Origin of the sequence: Rhizobium sp. BR 317 (genome assembly GCF_047445835.1) — a bacterium.
In the GTDB taxonomy this organism is placed as follows: domain Bacteria; phylum Pseudomonadota; class Alphaproteobacteria; order Rhizobiales; family Rhizobiaceae; genus Rhizobium; species Rhizobium paranaense.
The window spans coordinates 1-16,280 of the sequence record NZ_JARWLB010000011.1 but is presented as its reverse complement, the minus strand read 5'-3'; the positions used below and the strand labels follow the sequence as shown (position 1 = coordinate 16,280).

Here is a 16,280-nt window from a genome sequence, read left to right as displayed (position 1 = left end):
TTATTATTCGGACGTTCAGGTCCGACTGTACCCATTTTCAGCCGTTCTAGCGTCCCCGCGCTCCGGCGCTTTGTCATTGTCTGTAAGCCTGTGAACTATTCGCGCAATATTTCGGACCGGTCACAAAAGTCGGCCGGCGGAGCTCTCGTATCCGAGCTTGACGTTTCCCCTCACAATACCGTGAAGCATCAACAATCCATTTCGGTCGTCGTTCCCACTCTCAACGAGACCGACAATGTCGATGTCCTGCTGTCAGGGCTGTTTTCGCAGTCCGGTGGCGACATCGCGCTGGAGGTCCTGATCGCCGACGGCGGATCGACCGACGGCACGATCGAGCGCGTCCGGGCATGGGAGAAAAAGGCGCCCGTCAGGCTCATTTCCGCAGGCGGAAATGGAGGCCTGGCCGGAGATGTACTCTGGGCAGCGCAATATGCCAGCAGCGACATCGTCGTGGTCATGGATGCCGATCTCAGCCATCCGCCGGAGGAGATCCGCAATCTCGTTCGTCCCATCATCAACGGGACCAGCGACATGGTGGTTGGAAGCCGTTATGTACCGGGCGGCGCCACGCCGGATTGGCCACGGTCTCGCCGGCTCCTCTCCCGCCTCGGCGGCGCCCTGGCCTGGCCCTTGACCGATATGCGGGATCCGATGTCCGGGTTCTTTGCCGTACGCAAGGAGCGGCTTCTAGCGATCGATCCGACGGCAATCGGCTTCAAGATCGGTCTCGAAATCATCGCGGAAGGCGGCGATGCGCTTCGGCTGACCGAGGTCCCGATCATCTTTCGCGATCGAGTGCATGGGCAAACCAAGATTGGATGGGGGCATATGATAGACTATGCCCGCCGTCTCATGGTCCTTGCCGGAGGCGCGGTTTCCTTTGGAAACGCAACGCGTTTTGCCGGCGTCGGCCTCATCGGCCTCGCCATCGACCTGCTGATCTTTCAGATTCTCTTCGGGGCGGGGTTCGGTCTGGTGACGGCTCATCTCGTCAGCTTCGCCGTCGCCACGATCTCCAACTACATCCTGAATTCCAAATGGGCTTTTGCAAGCGACGGGCCACGGCCTCATGAGCGGGATTGGCGGCGATACATCCGCTTCATGACCATCTGCCTGCTCGCTTTCGCCCTGCGGGGCGGCGTGCTTGCCGGTGCAGTCGATCTTCTCGGGTGGCCCCCCCAGGCCGCCATTATCCTCGGCGTCGGTGCCGCCGCGATCGTCAATTATCTCGGCAATGCCTTCTTCGTGTTCCCCTATGCCCGCCCGCGCATGCCATCCGACGTCCGATGGCGCGTGGCGGCGATCGGCGTGCTGGGCTACATCCTTGCTTTGCGACTGGTTTTCCTCGGGCTTGTGGATCTCGTGCCGGAGGAAACCTATTACTGGAACTACTCCCAGCATCTCGACATCGGATATCTCGACCATCCCCCGATGGTTGCCTGGCTGATCTGGGCGGGAACCAGTCTGTTTGGCAATACGGGATTTGGCGTTCGCATCGGCGCTTACCTCGCCTGGATCGTGGCCGGCTTCTTCGCTTTCCGGTTCTCGCGCAATCTGTTCGGCAAGTCGGCAGCATTCGTCAGCGTCCTGCTCATCTCTATCCTGCCGTTCTTCTTTTCCACAGGCTTCATGATGATGCCGGACGTCCCGCTGACGGCCGCTTGGGCTGGAACGCTCTATTTTCTGGAGCGCGCGCTGATCGCGGGGAAGCGGCGGGCCTGGTGGGGCGTCGGCCTGTGTGTCGGCGTCGGAATGCTCTCCAAATACACGATCGCGCTCCTCGGCCCCGCCACGCTGATCTTCCTGCTCCTTGACGCCAGAGCGCGACGTTGGCTGCTGCGGCCGGAACCGTATCTCGCCGCCGCGCTCGCCGCCGTGCTTTTCTCACCGGTGATCTACTGGAACGCGACGCATAGCTGGGCTTCGTTCGCATTTCAGAGTGCGGATCGCTTGGAAGGCACGACAACCTTCTCGCTTCCCTCTCTGGTTACCAGTATCGTGATCCTGCTGACGCCCTTGGGATTGGTGGCCGCGATGGCGGCACTGGTGACCAGAAACAGCGTGACATTCGCGACGAAGACGGACGCAAAGGCTATCCGTCGCTCTCTCTTCATCAAGGTCTATACGATCGTTCCCCTGCTGGTCTTCGTCGCATTCAGCCTGTTCCACGAGGTCAAGCTGAATTGGACGGGACCGCTCTGGCTCGCCCTTCTGCCGTCGATTTCGGCAACCATCGTCGCGGCCGGCAACAGCGTGTCGAAATTCGACGGCCTGCTGCGGCGGCTATGGGTTCCGACCGTAATGACCATGCTGGTAGTCTACGGGCTTGGTCTGCATTACCTCGTCCTCGGATTTCCGATGGTCGGCCACTTCGGCAATATCCGGACGCTGCCTGTCGCCTGGCAGGAATTCGGCCGCCAAACCGAATTGATCGAACATAGCGTCGAGCAGGAAACGGGTAAGCAGGTGCTGCTGGCCGGAATGGACAAGTATTTCGTGGCAAGCGAGATCGCCTTTTACAATCGCGACGACGACGATGCCGTTCAGACCTCCGTGGGGCGGGGCGCACTTGGTCAAGATAGCTTGATGTATGGCTACTGGTTCAAGCCGGCCGACCTGCAGGGACGCAATGTCATTCTTTTCGGACTGAAAAGGGGCGACCTGGAACGGGCTTCTCTAGATCCGCTGTTTTCCCGGATAAGCGAAATCAAGGAGCAACAGGTGACGAAACATGGCGAGCCTGTGGGCAGCTTCTTCTACAGGATCGGATATGATCTTCGCAGTTGTCTTCCGCTTGCCGCCCAAACGTCGGGGATAGCGTGCCATGGGTCGTAAGCCGGCTGAAAGCCGGGCAAACAAATTGCAGGCCAGGGCGGCTAACCCTGGCCTGATAAGCGCAGCTTGACAGCAGCCCATCAGCCTACCGGAAGAGATCCTGGATGAACATGGAGGTTTCCGGAATGAGCGTGACGATCATGAGCGTGGTCCAGAGCGCGACCATGAACGGCCAGATCGAACGGATCACCTTGCTGACGGGCACCTCGCCGATGGCGCAACCGAGATAGAAGGCGGCACCGACCGGCGGCGTATTGAGGCCGATGGTCGAATTCAAGAGCACGATGATGCCGAACTGGACCGGGTCCATGCCGTATTGCGTGACGATCGGCAGGAAGATCGGCGTGCAGACCAGAATATGCGCGGCCATGTCGAGAAATATGCCGAAGATGAACAGCGCTATGTTKACCAGGATGAAGATCACCCATGGCTGGGTGCTGACATGGCTAAGCGCCTCGCCCACCATGTCGGCGACGCCGTAAATGCTCATCAGATAGCCGAACATCGTCGAGATGCCGATCAGCAGCAACACGACACCCGTGGTCTTGGTCGCCTTCGTCACCGCCTTCAAAAAGTTTTCGAACGACAGGCTGCGATAGACGAAAATCGTCAGGAGCAGAGCATAGAGAACGGCAACGGCGCCGGCTTCCGCCGCGGTGAAGACGCCGGACAGGATACCGCCGACAATGATGACGATGATGAAAAGGCCGGGAACTGCGGCCGCAAGACTGCGCCAGACCTCAGTCCAGCCCGGAAACTCGCCGCGGCTGTAGCCGCGCGACCGCGCGACGAAATAGGCGGTCAGCACGTTGGCAACCGTCAGGATCATTGCGGGAATGGCGCCTGCCATGATGAGGGCGTTCATCGACACCAGACCACCGGCGGCAAGCGAATAGATGATCATATTGTGGCTGGTCGGCATCAGCGCGCCGACGAGCGAGGAATAGGTGGTGACGTTGACGGCATAGTCCGCGTCGATCCCTTCCTTTTTCATCAGGGGGATCAGTGCCGAACCCATGGCCGAGACATCGGCGACCGGCGAGCCGGAGACACCACCGAACATGGTGCAGGCGACGACGTTGGTCATGCCGAGGCCGCCGCGCACATGGCCGACCATCGCCTTGGAACTGCGGATGATCCGATCGGCGATGCCGCCATACATCATCAGCTCGCCGGTAAAGATAAAGAACGGAATGGTGAGGAAGGAGAAGGTGCCCATGCCGGACGCCATGCGCTGGAAGACGACCGCCAGCGGCAGCCCTTCGTATAGCACGGTGGCGATCGACGACAGGCCGATGGCGAAGATGACCGGCATGCCGAGCACCAGCCCGCCCACGAAGACTGCGCAGAGAATGATCAATGCCATGAGGGGATAACCTTGATTTTCAGGACGGCGGCGACGATCCGCTCGACGGCGAAGAGGGCGATGAGCACGCCGCCGGCCGCAAGCGGCACATAGCTCCAGGCCTGCGAAATCGGCAGGCCGGGATTGATGTAAGGCGCCATCTCGATGCTGAGTTCGCCACCGCTCCAGGCCATCGACAGGCCAAAGATGATCATGCCGAGATAAACGATGATCTCGGCCGCCAGACGAACACCCTCGGGCGCGAAGTTCAGGAGCGAGTCCATGCCGATGTGGCGTCCGTCGCGAACACCGACGGCTGCCGCCAGGCAAGTGACGTAGAGAATGACCACCAGCGCGAATATTTCGGTCCAGGCGGGGGAGTCGTTGAGCACATAGCGCCCGAAGATTTGATAGAGGACGGCTGCAACGATCAAAAGTGTCCCGACGACCGCGATCATGAGGCAGACGCGCGAGAGCCACGCATGAAAGGCGAAATAGGCGCCGAGCAAGCCCGTTGTGTTGGTGGTGGTACGGACCGCTTGCGAACGCGCGGCGGGATCTGCCGGCAGTGCATGCATATGCGCGCCCATGCTAATCTCCTCGGATTGATCATTTGGTGCTGACGTATCGATTGCCGTCGTTTCGGCGTCTTACAGGCGCCGGGCGAAGGCAGGCGGCGCGGGGGCGCATCAAACGCCCCCGGCAGACTTCATTATTTCGTTGCCTTGATCTTGGTGATCATATCCTTGAGGGCTGGAGCGGTGACGAACTGGTCATAGATCGGCTGCATGGCAGCTTCGAAGGGCGCCTTGTCCAGCGGGATGACCTCGACGCCGGCTTGCTTCACCTTCTCCTCCGACGTCGTTTCCATCGTGTCCCAGAGCTGACGCATGTAAACGACGGACTGCTTGGCGAGCTTGCGCACCAGCGCCTGCTCTTCCGGCGTGAAGCTGTCATAGACGCGCTTCGACATCAGCAAGACATCGGGTGCCATCGAGTGTTCGCTCAGCGAATAATACTTGGCGAGCTCGTAGTGATGGAAGTTGTAATAGCTCGGCCAATTGTTCTCCGCACCGTCGATTAGCCCGGTCTTCAGGCCGGTGAAGACCTCGCCCGTCGGCATCGGCGTGGCGTTGGCGCCGAGCGCCTTCATCATTGCGACCCAGATATCGGACTGTTGCACGCGGATTTTCAGACCCTTGAGGTCCTCCATCTTACGCACCGGCTTGGTGGTATAGAAGGAGCGCGAGCCCGAATCGTAGAAGGCGAGGCCGACGAGGCCATGAGCATCGCAATCCGCCAGGATCTGATCGCCGATCGGTCCGTCGAGAACCGTGCGCATCTGCGCCTTGTCGTGGAACAGGAATGGCAGGACCGGCACCATCATCGCCGGGCAGATGGTGTTCAGCGTTCCGGAGTTGACGCGGATAAAGTCGAGAGCCCCGAGCTTGACCTGCTCGATGGTGTCCTTCTCGCTGCCGAGCTGCGAGTTCGGGAAGACCTTGATCGTATATTTGCCGTCGGTCGCCTTGCTGAGCTCATCGCTCATGTACTGCACGGCCTTGACGGTCGGGTAATCCGGCGCCTGCACGTCGGCTGAACGGAACTGACGGGCCTGCCCCGTCGTAAACGTGCCGAGCGCGAGAAGGCCGGCAAATGCGGTCGTGATGATTCTGGTGCTGCGCTTCATTGTTTCCCTCTTTCCTAATCACAAAACAAGAACGACTGCCCGCTTCCGCGCCTGGAGATCCAAGTCACAATCGGGCTGAAAACACTGGTTACTTTTGGAATGGCAACGGCGGCTTGACCGTTCCGGTCCGCGCCGCGTTCGGCCCAAGCGCCCGCCCAACAACAGCGGTTCCCAAGATGCCGGCGATAGTCATCATCTCCCCTCCTCAACAAAGGCCGGAACCTCCTCGTCCCGGCCGAATTCTCACTGCATTGCGCTCCCGAACGGCGCGAAACCAAAAAGCGCCTCGGGATTGTCGACGAGGGCAAGTCTCCGGGCGTCGGCACTCTGCAGCCAGCCGAGCACGGTATCCGTCAGCGTTGCATCGTCAGGATAATCGGCGTTTTGCCGTGCCAGATTGTGAGGCCAGTTCGTGCCCCAGACGATCCGCTCCGGCGCGTGGGCGGCCACGTCGCGCGCAACAGCGGCGATATCCTCATAGGCGCCGCCGCCGCTTTTCGAGGATTCGTAGCAGCCAGCGAACTTGAACCAGCAATTGCCCTTGTCGATCAGCCGCTTCACGGCCGCAACCTGCGGGCTCGCCGGCGTCACCCCGGAAAAGAATTTGCCGTGATGATCGAACACCCAACGAGATTTCAGCCGCGCCAGCCGGGACTCGTGCTCAAGAATATGGCTGCCGTCGAACTGCACGGCCAGCATCCAGCCGCGCGCGCTGGCCCTGTCATCGATGGCTTCGAGCGCGTCGAGACCGACGGCGCCGCCCGGCAGGTCCATGATGCGCGCCCCGACGACGTGGGCCTCTGCAAGCCTGTCGAGTTCCGCCTCCGGCGTCTCAGCATCGATGACGGCGACGCCGCGGGCGATATCGCCCATTTCGGCAAGGCAGGCATAAAGATTGCCGTTGTCGCGCTGATGGGCATTGCCTTGCGTGATGACCACGCGGTCTATGCCGAGCCAGCTCATTACCTGGCGATATTGCTTAGGTGTCGGCAGACCGCCGGCCGGCAGATCGGGGCCGCCGGGCTGTGCCAGGAAACCGGGCAGATACATGTGCATCTGCGTGTCTATCGTTCCCTGGGGAAGGGCGATGCGAGGCGGAGTGCCTGAAAGCTTGCGCACCAGCATGTCACCTATCCTCCTTACGAAGTCCAACCATCCTTAACGCGTGGAAGCGGCGGCCAAGCCGCAGTCCTGATGGGCATGCGGGACGATATGGACGGGCCGCGGGCGCCATCATCTCACCGCTTCCAGGGCGAGATAAGCTTGTCGAGCATGGCCTCTTCTTCGGCGGTTAAATCATCCAGAGGCGGCCGCACCCTGCCTGCTTCGAAGCCCTGCAGCCTGACGCCGGCCTTGATGGCGGCGACCGCATAGCCCTTGCGGCGATTGCGGATAGCCATGAAGGGATAAAAGAAGTCCTTCAGGATCGTCTCGCAGCGCACACGTTCACCGGCGCGAAGCGCCCTGTAGAACTCGACGGCCAGTGCCGGCACGAAATTGAAGACGGCGGAAGAATAGGTGGTGAAGCCGGCACCGAGATAAGCTTCGGCGAAGAGTTCAGCTGTCGGCATACCGCCAAGATAGGTCAGCCGGTTGCCGAACGTGGCGGTGATCTGGCGCACTCCGCCGATGTCGCCTGTGCCGTCCTTGAATCCGACCAGGTTCGGGCATTCGTCGCAGAGGCGTTTCAGCGTATCGACCGAGAGTACCGAGTTGTCGCGGTTATAGACCATGACGCCGATATCGACCGATTGGCAGATGCGCTTGACGTGGGTGTAGAGCCCTTCCTGCGGCGCATCGATCAGATAGTGTGGTAGAAGCAGGATGCCGTCGGCACCAGCCTTCTGGACCGCCTGCGCCAGCTCGACACCGACATGCGTGCCGAAACCGCAGCCGGAAACGATGGCCGTCTTGCCTGCGGCTTCCTTGGCTGCCCTGACGATGGTCGGGATCTCGTTCGGCGACAGCGAGAAGAACTCACCCGTGCCCCCGGCCGCAAACAGCACCGGAGCATCATAGCCGGAGAGCCACTCGATATGACGCTGATAGCTGTCAGAGCGGAATTTCTCCTCTGCGTCAAAATGCGTAACAGGAAAGGACAACAGGCCCGCGCCCAGCGCGGCCTTGATTTCTTGCGGCGTCATCAGGAATTCCTCTTCTGCCTCCTCAGGCAGGAGTTGTCATATATGTCCGACGTTTTCTTGTCAACAACTCATCATACATGTTTACGCTGCTCGCGCAGAAGGGTGCGATAGCGTTCCTGGCTGCCCCGCAGATGCCTGCGCATCGCCTCGCGGGCACCCTCTTCATCGCCATTCGATATCGCAACGACGATCTGGCGATGCTCCTCGTCGATCAACAGGATGTAGGCATCCTGATCGGGCTCGGGGTCTCCCTCGCGCATGGCGGCGCGCGGAATGATCCGCGGCCCGATCATCGACAGGAATTCCCGGAAGCGGGAATTGTTCGTCGCCTCGGCGATGGCGAGATGGAGCGCGAAATCGGCCTCGCTTGTCGGAGCACCTGCATTGAAACAGTCGCGCAACGCGTGATGCCGTTCGAAGATCGTCTCTTCCTGTGCCGGCGACCGCCGCAATGCKGCAAGCCCGGCGGCCTCGACCTCCACGGCAGTTCTCAGCTCCAAAAGCTCGATAACGGACGAAACTCGGGCTTGGTCGAGATTCCCGAAGGAGAGCACCGGTAATGCCGGAGATTCCAGCACGAAGACCCCCGCTCCCTGCTGCGCCTCGACCAAACGGTCGGCTCTCAGCGCCGCAATCGCCTCGCGCACGACCGTACGACTGACACCGTGGGTCTCCGTGAGTTGCGATTCGCTCGGCAGCTTGCTTCCCGGCGGAAACTGTCCGCTCGCAATCGCCCGACGCAGCGTATTGCTGAGACGCGCAACCAGCGTCTCCGACCTGGCTTCAGTCTGGGACTTTGGCTGAACGGCCACGTCGGTACCTCTCTTGATCGGTTTTCGACGATGAGAAAAGCACTGTGCGAACTCGTATGTCAAGTTGACGCTAACACATGTGGCCGGCAAACTTATGGACAGAAATTATCAACATGTATGACGAGTTTGATTTGGCGAAAAGTTTCGTGGCTTTCAACGCATTGCGTGCTGCAACTCAGGCGTAGCTTTTTTCTCTTCGCCCGGCGCAATCACGAGTGCGGCCGACCAGCCGAGTTCCGGCGCGATCCGCGTGACGAAGTCGTGGAGAATCTGGCGGTACTGCTCGTGTTCGAACTCGTAAGGCAGTTCCAGCCGCAACTCGCTGACCTCCGGCAACAACGGATCGGCGAAGAGCCGTTCCAATATTTMTTCGGGGCTGCCGACGATATCGCGGGCAAAGAGGGTGCGCTTCTCGCCTTGCGGCGATAGGGTTCGTTCGTTGCGGCCGGCGGCGTAGTCTTGATAGCGGCGTCGCGTGACCGCATMGGCACTGTCGACCGGCACGATGACGCGCCCAAGGGCAACACGGCGCTTGGGCCCGGCAGCGGCACGATAGGTTTCGACCAAGCGCGACTGGGCGACGAAGAAATCATCGGTTTCCTCGCCCGTGATCACATTGCCGGTCAACAGGTTGAAGCCGTTGCGGCCTGCCCATTCGGCCGAACGCTGCGATCCACCACCATACCAGATCCGGTCGATCAGCCCCTTGGCATAGGGCTGCAGGCGTGGCCGGATCGGGCCGAAGGGCGTCTTGATGAAGGTCTGCTCGTCGCCGAGATGGGTGCCGCGCAGATTGTCAGCAAAGCGCAGGACGCGATCATGGGAGAAATCGTTGCCCGTCCAGTCGCCGTCGAAGACCAGCGGCGCGATCAGGTCGGCATGTAGCGGACGCCCGGCGCTGACGCCGATATTCAGCCGCCCGCGCGATAAAACGTCGACGGTCGCGAGATCCTCCGCCAATCGATAGGGACTTTCATAGCCGATCGGAATGACGGCCGTACCCAACTGAATCCGGCTGGTGCGCTGGGTTGCCGCCGCCAGGAAGGCGCTGCCCGACGAAATGCCGGGCTCTAGATGCCGCTGGCGGACCCATGCGCTGTTGAAGCCTAGTTCCTCCCCATACCGCAGTTGCTGGAGGGTCTGCTCCATCCCTGACAGCGGGGCATCGTCCGGATAATTGCCGGGGGTCAGGAAACCGATATGGCTGATGGATACCTTGCGGCCGCTCATGTCATTACTCCCTCGATACCCCAGGCGATCAATATTTCGGCAGGCCGGGCGGATTGGTTTCCGACTTCGGCAGGGCTTCTTCCGAAAGATGCCAGTGATCGAGAATCTTCCCATAGGTGCCGCTGGTGATCAGGTCGTTGGCGGCAACGGTCAGTGCATTTGCTAGGCCGCGTGGACGAATTTGATCAAGCATGGGCCTGTGGCGAACGATGGAGCGGAAGTTGCGGACCGTTTTTGCATGGGAGCGCAACCCTGAGTGTTTTGCTGCGATGGTGACCCGGTGCTAGGCGGACGCGGCGACACCAGCAGCCTCACGGATAGCCGATGCAATCTCGTCTTCGCTGCGTCCTCCGTTGATGGCGATACGCTCGCCGAAGACGAAGTGGGGAACTGACCTGACCCCGGCCGCCATCGATTGGGCCGCTTCCTGCTCGACACGTGCATGTTGCGCGGGGTCGAGCGCTATCGCGCGTGCTTCTTCGCGGTCGAACCCATAAGCGACGGCAATGTCCGCGAGGACATCGGCGTCTGAGATGTTCCTTGCTTCCAGAAAATGGGCATCGGTGATCGCTACCGCGAGCCGATGCTGCGTACCTCGTGCCCGCGCCGCAAGGACTAGCCCGTGCGCCGGCTGTGTCCTGTAAGTCCACGGTTGACGGCTCAGGTCGAGATCAAGGCCGGACGCGCGTGCTTCCGCCTCAGGGCGAGCGAAGGACGCCTTCGGATCCGTCACGCCGTAACGCGAGAGGAGAAGATCGGGAATGTAGAGGCCCTCCGCTGGCGCATCGGGGAGCAGAAGGACCGGATGTTGGCGGATATCCACGTCAAGCTCAGGGAAGCGTTCCGCCAGGACCTTATCGAGGCGGTGATGCCCGATGATGCACCAGGGGCAGGTGATCTCGGTGTAAAGATCGATTTGCAGCATTATGTCATCCTTCTGAGCGTTGAGCCGACAGTCTTGGATTAATCTGAGCCGCTTGGCCGCGACTGCGGCGCTTTCCATCTGTAAGTCAGGACGGGCGATTGACGGGGGGCAAGCCAGGGTCGATCCCGGTCATCTTGACTGACACATCCCATAGTCGTTCGGCGAACTGCGGATTTCTCGCCTCCTCAGAGGGAACCCCTTCACCGGAAGGACCTCGCAGCCCGGAAAATCCCGTCGGCCCGTAGTAACCGCCAGGCGTTATTGGCCCAGTCGCTGCGTGCAGCGCGCCCCACGCGCCCATGGCGGGCTTGGCGAATATCAAGCCGATCAGGGTCATCGCTATGTTGCCCCACAAGCTGCCGCGGGCGAGGTTCGTTCCGACAAGACCTGGATGGCAGGCTACCGCCGTTACCGGCGCTCCTGCCGCCCGCAACCGCTGATCCAGCTCGAAGACGAAGAGCAGGTTCGCAAGCTTGCTGGCGCCGTAGCGCGGGAGCCATTTGTAATCCCTCTGCGCGTTAAGGTCTTCCCAATCGATTTTCGCTCCCTTGTGCTGCCCGCTGCTCGTGACGACGATGCGCGATCCTGGCGTTTCCATGAGCTTGGGCAGCAGCAGCGCGGTGAACGCGAAGCAGCCAAGGTGATTGACTCCGAACGTCTGCTCGAAGCCTTGCGCTGTGTGCTTCAGTGTCGGCCCCTGCACGCCGGCATTGTTGATTAGCACAGCGATCTTCATTTCATCTTCCTTTTTGTCGTCTGACTTGGAGCAAGTGCTCTGGCTGCTGACATGCATATTCGTGCTTACAGCCTGAGCAGTTGGCCGGCTCCGCTTTAGGCAGCCTGTTCAAGGACCGCGCGAACCTGGACTTCGGCGGCCGCGATAGCGGCCTTGGCAGCCTCAGGCCCGAAGACGGTGCCTTCCACGCGGACGACTTCAACGTCGGTCAGGCCGATGAAACCAAGGAGGTGGCGCAGATACCCGGTCTGGAAGTCGAAGGCCGCCCAGTCGCCCTCGGAGAAGACACCGCCTGCGGCAGTGACGAGATACACCTTCTTGCCGGTCAGCAATCCCTGCGGCTTGCCGGCTGCGCTATAACCAAAGGTCACTCCCGGCCAGGTGATATGATCGAACCAGGCCTTGAGCTGCGAAGATGGGCCGAAATTGATCATGCCCGAACCGAGGACGATCACGTCAGCCGCCTTCACCTCATCGACGAGCTCCTGGGCAAGGCCGACCGCCTTGGCCTGCTCGGGGGTTCGGGCCTCGGGGGCCGCGACGCGGCCGCCAATATAGGCTTGCGCAATATGCGGCGGTGGGTTGACCGTAAGATCGCGGGTCAAAAGGGTGCCGCCCAAGCGCACCTTGAGGCCTTCGGCGATCTCGGTCGCGAAGCGGGTGGACAGGCCTTCCGGGCCACGGGGGCTCGATGTAACGAGGAGGATGCTGGTCATGATTGCTCCGATGTGAACAGGGTAGTAAATTCTTGTTACTAACGATAGTAAGATCACTGGCAATCACCCGCAAGAAGGCACTTACATGACACTCAGTAACACTGATTTTCCTACCCCCAGCGAAGGTGACGACTGCCGGGTCGTTCGGGAGATCCTCGATCTCGTCGGCGACAAATGGACCCTGTACATCATCGCGACGCTTAGAGATGGACCAGTTCGGTTCAACGAACTGCGGCGCCAGATCGACGGCATCTCGCAACGGATGCTGACGATTAACTTGCGCGGACTGGAACGTGATGGGCTGGTAAAGCGGACATTGTTTCCCACTATTCCGCCGCGCGTGGACTACGAGTTGACGGAGGTGGGACGGACGCTTCTTGCGCCGGTAATGGCTCTCGTAATGTGGGCGAACAGCAATCGGGAGAGCATCCAGGACGCTCGCGTCCGGTTTGATGCAAGCTGAGGGGTGTGGGGACAAATTTTAGCCAGTATCTAGCGGTGGCGAGATGGACCATGCCGAGAAAGCTGTTGGCCAGTTGGTCGTAGCGGGTGGCAATGGCCCGGTTGATCTTGAGATGGCCAAACATGCGCTCGATGCGGGTGCGCAGCTTGTAGAGCGCCCGATCATACTCGATCTGTACGCGTCGGTTCGAGCGACCGGGGATTACGGCCTCGATCTTCCGTTCTGCAAGGTCGACACGGATCGCGTTGGCATTATAGCCCTTGTCTGCGAGTAATGCGTCGGGTGCGCGTTCGGGCAGATCGATCAGGGCATCATATGCCTTGCAGTCCGCCGCCTCACCGCCGGTTAGGGCGAAGGCGATCGGCCGTCCAAGGGCGTCAGCCAGGCAGTGAAGTTTACTGGTGAACCCGCCCCGCGAGCGACCAAGAGCGCGTTGATGAGTCCCCCTTTTCCGCCCGCTGCCGAAACGTGGGCGCGGACTGTGGTGCTATCAATGCTGTAGTGGCCAGTATCCGCCATGATCTCGGCCAGGGTCACAGCGACGTTCTCCCAGACCCCGGCTTCGCTCCATCGGCGGAAGCGACGATAGATAGTGTTCCAGCTTCCGTACTTGGACGGCACGTCGCGCCATGGAGCGCCGCAGCGGAGCCGCCAGAGTATGCCGTTGATGATTGAGCGGTTCTGCTCGGGCGGACGGCCTCGGCCACGATTCTCAGGCTCGATCGGCAGCAAGCCCTTCAAAGCGCGCCATTCTGTTTCAGTCAAATCGCCCCGGCTCAAGCCTGCCTCCAAAAAGCAGCCTTGAATCAACCATTGTGTTCGGCGTCAACGGTAAACTGTGAGGCCTGTTACGTCTGCCTGCAAAACAACGGAGGCGAGTGGATCGAAGACACCGTCGAAGTGCCGTGCGGCCTTACCATCATATGTGCCGCGCGTTATAGCCGCGCGAGCCTGATGCCCACTTAGGAACTGTTGATAAATAAAGGAATCGCAGCTTTGGATTTTTTGCGGCGCCGGGATTCCCTTTTGGTTTGAAGCCTATAGAATCGCGGTGTGATTGACGAGGCCGCCATCCAACTGCGCTATGCTGCGCTTGAACCTGTTCTGGACGAACGTGGACGACGTCGCTTTGCGGCGGCCGAAGCGTTAGCGGCCGGCCGCGGCGGCGTGACGGCGGTGTCGCGGATCACCGGTCTGGCGCGCAGCACGATTGCCCGCGGCCTGGCCGGTCTCACAGTCAAGTCCGAGATCGACACCAATATCTACCCCGTGTTGATCGCATCCATCTCGGCATCGCTGACCTTGATGCCGGCGTCATCAACCGTCATCAATTCCATGGCGATTGGAACTACACAATCAGCCCAATCATCCCACCACCGGTGCGATAATTTATCAACAGTGCCTTAGCGGGAGGTAGGACAATCCGACACGACTGAATTTGTCAACGCAGCCTAGGCCGCTTCCCTTTCGCGTCGTCACCGCCACGTCGGAACGATCCGGCCAGCCGGCGCTCAGCGTGCCGACGCTCTTGATGTTGTTGTCGCGGGCGGCGATGTAGACGAGCTGCGCATGCGGCTGCACGATCACATCGGCACGGCCCGACGCCAGGGCCAGCAAGCTTGCGGCATCGTCGTCGTAATATTGCAGCTCCAGCGGTTTCAGCCCGGCCGCGACATTCTCCTTGCTCCATTCGAGCAGGATACGCTCCTGATTGGTGCCGACGCCGACGATGAATCTGAGTCCTGCCGCGTCCTTCGGCTCCTTGATAGAGCCGATCTTGCTGTCCGACTTGACGTAGATGCCGTGCAGGCCCTGCCGATAGGTGGAGAAATCGAACTTCTCCTTGCGCTGCTCGGTGACACCGACATTGGAGATGACGGCATCGTATTTGCCCGACGTCAGACCCAGCGGTCAATCGATCCAGGCGACCGGCACGAGTTCCAGCTTCAGCCCGAGACTATCGGCGATGGCATAGGCAATATCCGGATCGGCACCGACCACGGTCTTGGCATCCGTTGCATAGGTCGCGAGCGGCGGTCCGCCGGGTGCGACGGCAACCGTGAGCGTGCCCGGCGTAACGAACTTGAAATTCTTAGGGATAGCCGCGACTGCCGTCCCATCCCGCCCGACATGAATGCGGCCCGGCTGCTCGGGGCTCAAATCGAAGGTCAGATMATCGGCACGGGCCACGCTGAAGGACGTCAGCGCCGTCATCATCAAAACGAATGAACATGCCCGGATGGCCGGTATGCCTATGAGGCCAGCGTCATCGCCGAGTATGAGGCGCAAATCGCAACGCTGGAATGTAAGGTTGGCCAACTTGGCGTGGAGTTCCTTAACAAGCTGTATCACTGACGCACGTAGGGTGCGGTCCCAGCGGCGCGGAAAGCAATTTTCCCCGCTTCAGCGTATTCAAACTGCTGACCTACGCTGGAGCTCCCGTCGCGTACGACGCGATAAAGCTGGTCAAGTTTCAGCCTTTGCTCTTCAATGGGATTCACTGAGCACCTTCAAGTTCAACGTCGGGGCCAGCCAGCCACTACGGCCCAAATTTCGTGAATCGTATCGAGGTGTAAACCTCAGGAAGGACCTCCTGCAGGCATCTTCTCGTGTTCCCAATTTCTATTTCATCCAGCAGTCGGTCACACGCGTCCTCGCAAGCGAAGAGAGACTGCTTGAGTTGAGCCTTTGCTTCAGAATAATTGGCAAGCCGCTCGTCCAGAATTTGATTCAATAGTGAGATTGTGGGTGATACCTGTGGTTTCAGAACCACCTTCGCCGTAGGAGGCGCTGGCGCCGACTCTGGTGCTGCAGTTCTTCGATGTCGTCGAGCAGCCGAAGTTGACACCTACGCCAATGCTCCAGGAGCTGTTAGAACTATTCGAGTCCGACGTGCCCGTGGCGGCATTGAGATTGATGTCGCCATTCGTTGCAGACAGGAGCATATCACCGGTCGGTGGATCACCTGGTATCGTGGGGATGCCGTCCTTGTCATAGCCGGCCAGGATCTGTGCGCCATCGCTGGTGATGGAGCCCTTCTGCCGTCGTCGGCCAGTCTCATTTGCTATGGCTCAACCTCCCATGAAGAGGCCAAGCAGACAATGTAATGAACTTCTGTGGCAAATGACTTTAGTCACGTGGAACGAAAGTAAGCTTCATTTTGTTTGGCTTCTGTGACAAGAGCAGGAGTTTGATCGATGGCTGGCAGGCAGGCGGACCTCGTCATTCTGGACGGAAAGAAATTTCCGCTGTTCGCCGCGCTCGACATTGCCACGGGGGCGGTGATCGGTCATGGCTACAAGCGTCACCGGGCCACGGAATTCMTCGACCTCCTGAAGCGGATCGACGCAGAAATGCCCAATGGGCCGGACGTGCGTCTGGTGA

The 16,280-nt window shown here is 60.3% G+C and carries 12 protein-coding genes and 6 pseudogenes; 4 read left to right on the top strand and 14 right to left on the bottom strand.

Annotated elements, in window-relative coordinates:
- The first annotated feature begins 180 nt into the window (after nt 1-180).
- The gene (locus QD357_RS18215; RefSeq protein WP_183939066.1) at nt 181-2,835 is read left to right on the top strand and encodes a glycosyltransferase family 39 protein; all 2,655 of its coding nucleotides are present in this window, start codon (nt 181-183) and stop codon (nt 2,833-2,835) included.
- Nucleotides 2,836-2,920: 85 nt separating this feature from the next.
- Here QD357_RS18215 and QD357_RS18210 read toward each other — a convergent pair whose 3' ends face one another.
- From QD357_RS18210 to QD357_RS18160, 11 genes and pseudogenes are all read right to left on the bottom strand, one after another.
- The gene (locus tag QD357_RS18210; RefSeq protein WP_183939064.1) at nt 2,921-4,201 is read right to left on the bottom strand and encodes a TRAP transporter large permease; all 1,281 of its coding nucleotides are present in this window, start codon (nt 4,199-4,201) and stop codon (nt 2,921-2,923) included.
- Nucleotides 4,192-4,770 (bottom strand): TRAP transporter small permease, encoded by a 579-nt coding sequence (locus QD357_RS18205; protein WP_183939062.1) that lies wholly within the window; start codon nt 4,768-4,770, stop codon nt 4,192-4,194. Before QD357_RS18205 ends, QD357_RS18210 begins: the two co-directional genes overlap by 10 nt.
- A gap of 122 nt (nt 4,771-4,892) precedes the next feature.
- Entirely contained in the window at nt 4,893-5,870 is a 978-nt protein-coding gene (locus QD357_RS18200) for a TRAP transporter substrate-binding protein (RefSeq protein WP_183939060.1), read from the bottom strand.
- Nucleotides 5,871-6,113: 243 nt separating this feature from the next.
- Complete coding sequence (locus tag QD357_RS18195) at nt 6,114-6,995, bottom strand: amidohydrolase family protein (RefSeq protein ID WP_414124668.1); 882 nt, start codon at nt 6,993-6,995, stop codon at nt 6,114-6,116.
- 113 nt (nt 6,996-7,108) lie between these two features.
- A complete protein-coding gene (kdgD, locus tag QD357_RS18190; protein WP_414124667.1) occupies nt 7,109-8,014 on the bottom strand; it encodes a 5-dehydro-4-deoxyglucarate dehydratase in 906 nt (301 codons plus the stop codon).
- Nucleotides 8,015-8,085: 71 nt separating this feature from the next.
- Complete coding sequence (locus tag QD357_RS18185) at nt 8,086-8,826, bottom strand: FadR/GntR family transcriptional regulator (RefSeq protein WP_414124666.1); 741 nt, start codon at nt 8,824-8,826, stop codon at nt 8,086-8,088.
- A 153-nt stretch (nt 8,827-8,979) separates the two neighbouring features.
- Nucleotides 8,980-10,056: an LLM class flavin-dependent oxidoreductase gene (locus QD357_RS18180; protein WP_414124665.1), complete on the bottom strand. Its 1,077-nt coding sequence runs from the start codon at nt 10,054-10,056 to the stop codon at nt 8,980-8,982.
- Nucleotides 10,057-10,084: 28 nt separating this feature from the next.
- Nucleotides 10,085-10,225 (bottom strand): annotated as a pseudogene (locus QD357_RS18175) (ABC transporter substrate-binding protein); the annotation flags it as partial.
- Nucleotides 10,226-10,339: 114 nt separating this feature from the next.
- Nucleotides 10,340-10,981 carry a DsbA family oxidoreductase gene (locus QD357_RS18170; RefSeq protein WP_414124664.1) on the bottom strand — a complete coding sequence of 214 codons (642 nt, stop codon included), beginning with the start codon at nt 10,979-10,981 and terminating at the stop codon, nt 10,340-10,342.
- A gap of 85 nt (nt 10,982-11,066) precedes the next feature.
- Nucleotides 11,067-11,783: pseudogene (locus QD357_RS18165) on the bottom strand (SDR family NAD(P)-dependent oxidoreductase); the annotation flags it as partial.
- Nucleotides 11,784-11,812: 29 nt separating this feature from the next.
- Entirely contained in the window at nt 11,813-12,433 is a 621-nt protein-coding gene (locus QD357_RS18160) for an FMN-dependent NADH-azoreductase (protein WP_183939049.1), read from the bottom strand.
- 85 nt (nt 12,434-12,518) lie between these two features.
- Between QD357_RS18160 and QD357_RS18155 the strand changes: the two genes are divergently transcribed.
- On the top strand, nt 12,519-12,896 hold the full coding sequence (locus tag QD357_RS18155; protein ID WP_183939047.1) for a winged helix-turn-helix transcriptional regulator: 378 nt from the start codon (nt 12,519-12,521) through the stop codon (nt 12,894-12,896).
- Nucleotides 12,897-12,972: 76 nt separating this feature from the next.
- Here the strand turns inward: QD357_RS18155 and QD357_RS18150 are convergent.
- Nucleotides 12,973-13,628, bottom strand: a pseudogene (locus QD357_RS18150) (IS5 family transposase); the annotation flags it as partial.
- A gap of 321 nt (nt 13,629-13,949) precedes the next feature.
- Between QD357_RS18150 and QD357_RS18145 the strand changes: the two are divergent.
- Nucleotides 13,950-14,129, top strand: a pseudogene (locus QD357_RS18145) (ISAzo13 family transposase); the annotation flags it as partial.
- A 219-nt stretch (nt 14,130-14,348) separates the two neighbouring features.
- On the opposite strand, the pseudogene QD357_RS18140 reads toward QD357_RS18145, so the two are convergent.
- Together QD357_RS18140 and QD357_RS18135 are read right to left on the bottom strand one after the other, a co-directional pair.
- Nucleotides 14,349-15,113, bottom strand: a pseudogene (locus QD357_RS18140) (transporter substrate-binding domain-containing protein); the annotation flags it as partial.
- A 476-nt stretch (nt 15,114-15,589) separates the two neighbouring features.
- A complete protein-coding gene (locus QD357_RS18135) occupies nt 15,590-15,841 on the bottom strand; it encodes a hemagglutinin repeat-containing protein (RefSeq protein ID WP_414124663.1) in 252 nt (83 codons plus the stop codon).
- Nucleotides 15,842-16,144: 303 nt separating this feature from the next.
- Between QD357_RS18135 and QD357_RS18130 the strand changes: the two are divergent.
- A pseudogene (locus QD357_RS18130) lies at nt 16,145-16,280 on the top strand (IS630 family transposase); the annotation flags it as partial.

What these genes read in the sequence shown, in the direction of transcription:
- kdgD (WP_414124667.1), bottom strand. Translation starts at nt 8,014, where the DNA reads ATGACGCCGCAAGAAATCAAGGCCGCGCTGGGCGCGGGCCTGTTGTCC.
- QD357_RS18170 (WP_414124664.1), bottom strand. Translation starts at nt 10,981, where the DNA reads ATGCTGCAAATCGATCTTTACACCGAGATCACCTGCCCCTGGTGCATC.
- QD357_RS18200 (WP_183939060.1), bottom strand. Translation starts at nt 5,870, where the DNA reads ATGAAGCGCAGCACCAGAATCATCACGACCGCATTTGCCGGCCTTCTC.
- QD357_RS18155 (WP_183939047.1), top strand. Translation starts at nt 12,519, where the DNA reads ATGACACTCAGTAACACTGATTTTCCTACCCCCAGCGAAGGTGACGAC.
- QD357_RS18135 (WP_414124663.1), bottom strand. Translation starts at nt 15,841, where the DNA reads ATGCTCCTGTCTGCAACGAATGGCGACATCAATCTCAATGCCGCCACG.
- QD357_RS18205 (WP_183939062.1), bottom strand. Translation starts at nt 4,770, where the DNA reads ATGGGCGCGCATATGCATGCACTGCCGGCAGATCCCGCCGCGCGTTCG.
- QD357_RS18195 (WP_414124668.1), bottom strand. Translation starts at nt 6,995, where the DNA reads ATGCTGGTGCGCAAGCTTTCAGGCACTCCGCCTCGCATCGCCCTTCCC.
- QD357_RS18160 (WP_183939049.1), bottom strand. Translation starts at nt 12,433, where the DNA reads ATGACCAGCATCCTCCTCGTTACATCGAGCCCCCGTGGCCCGGAAGGC.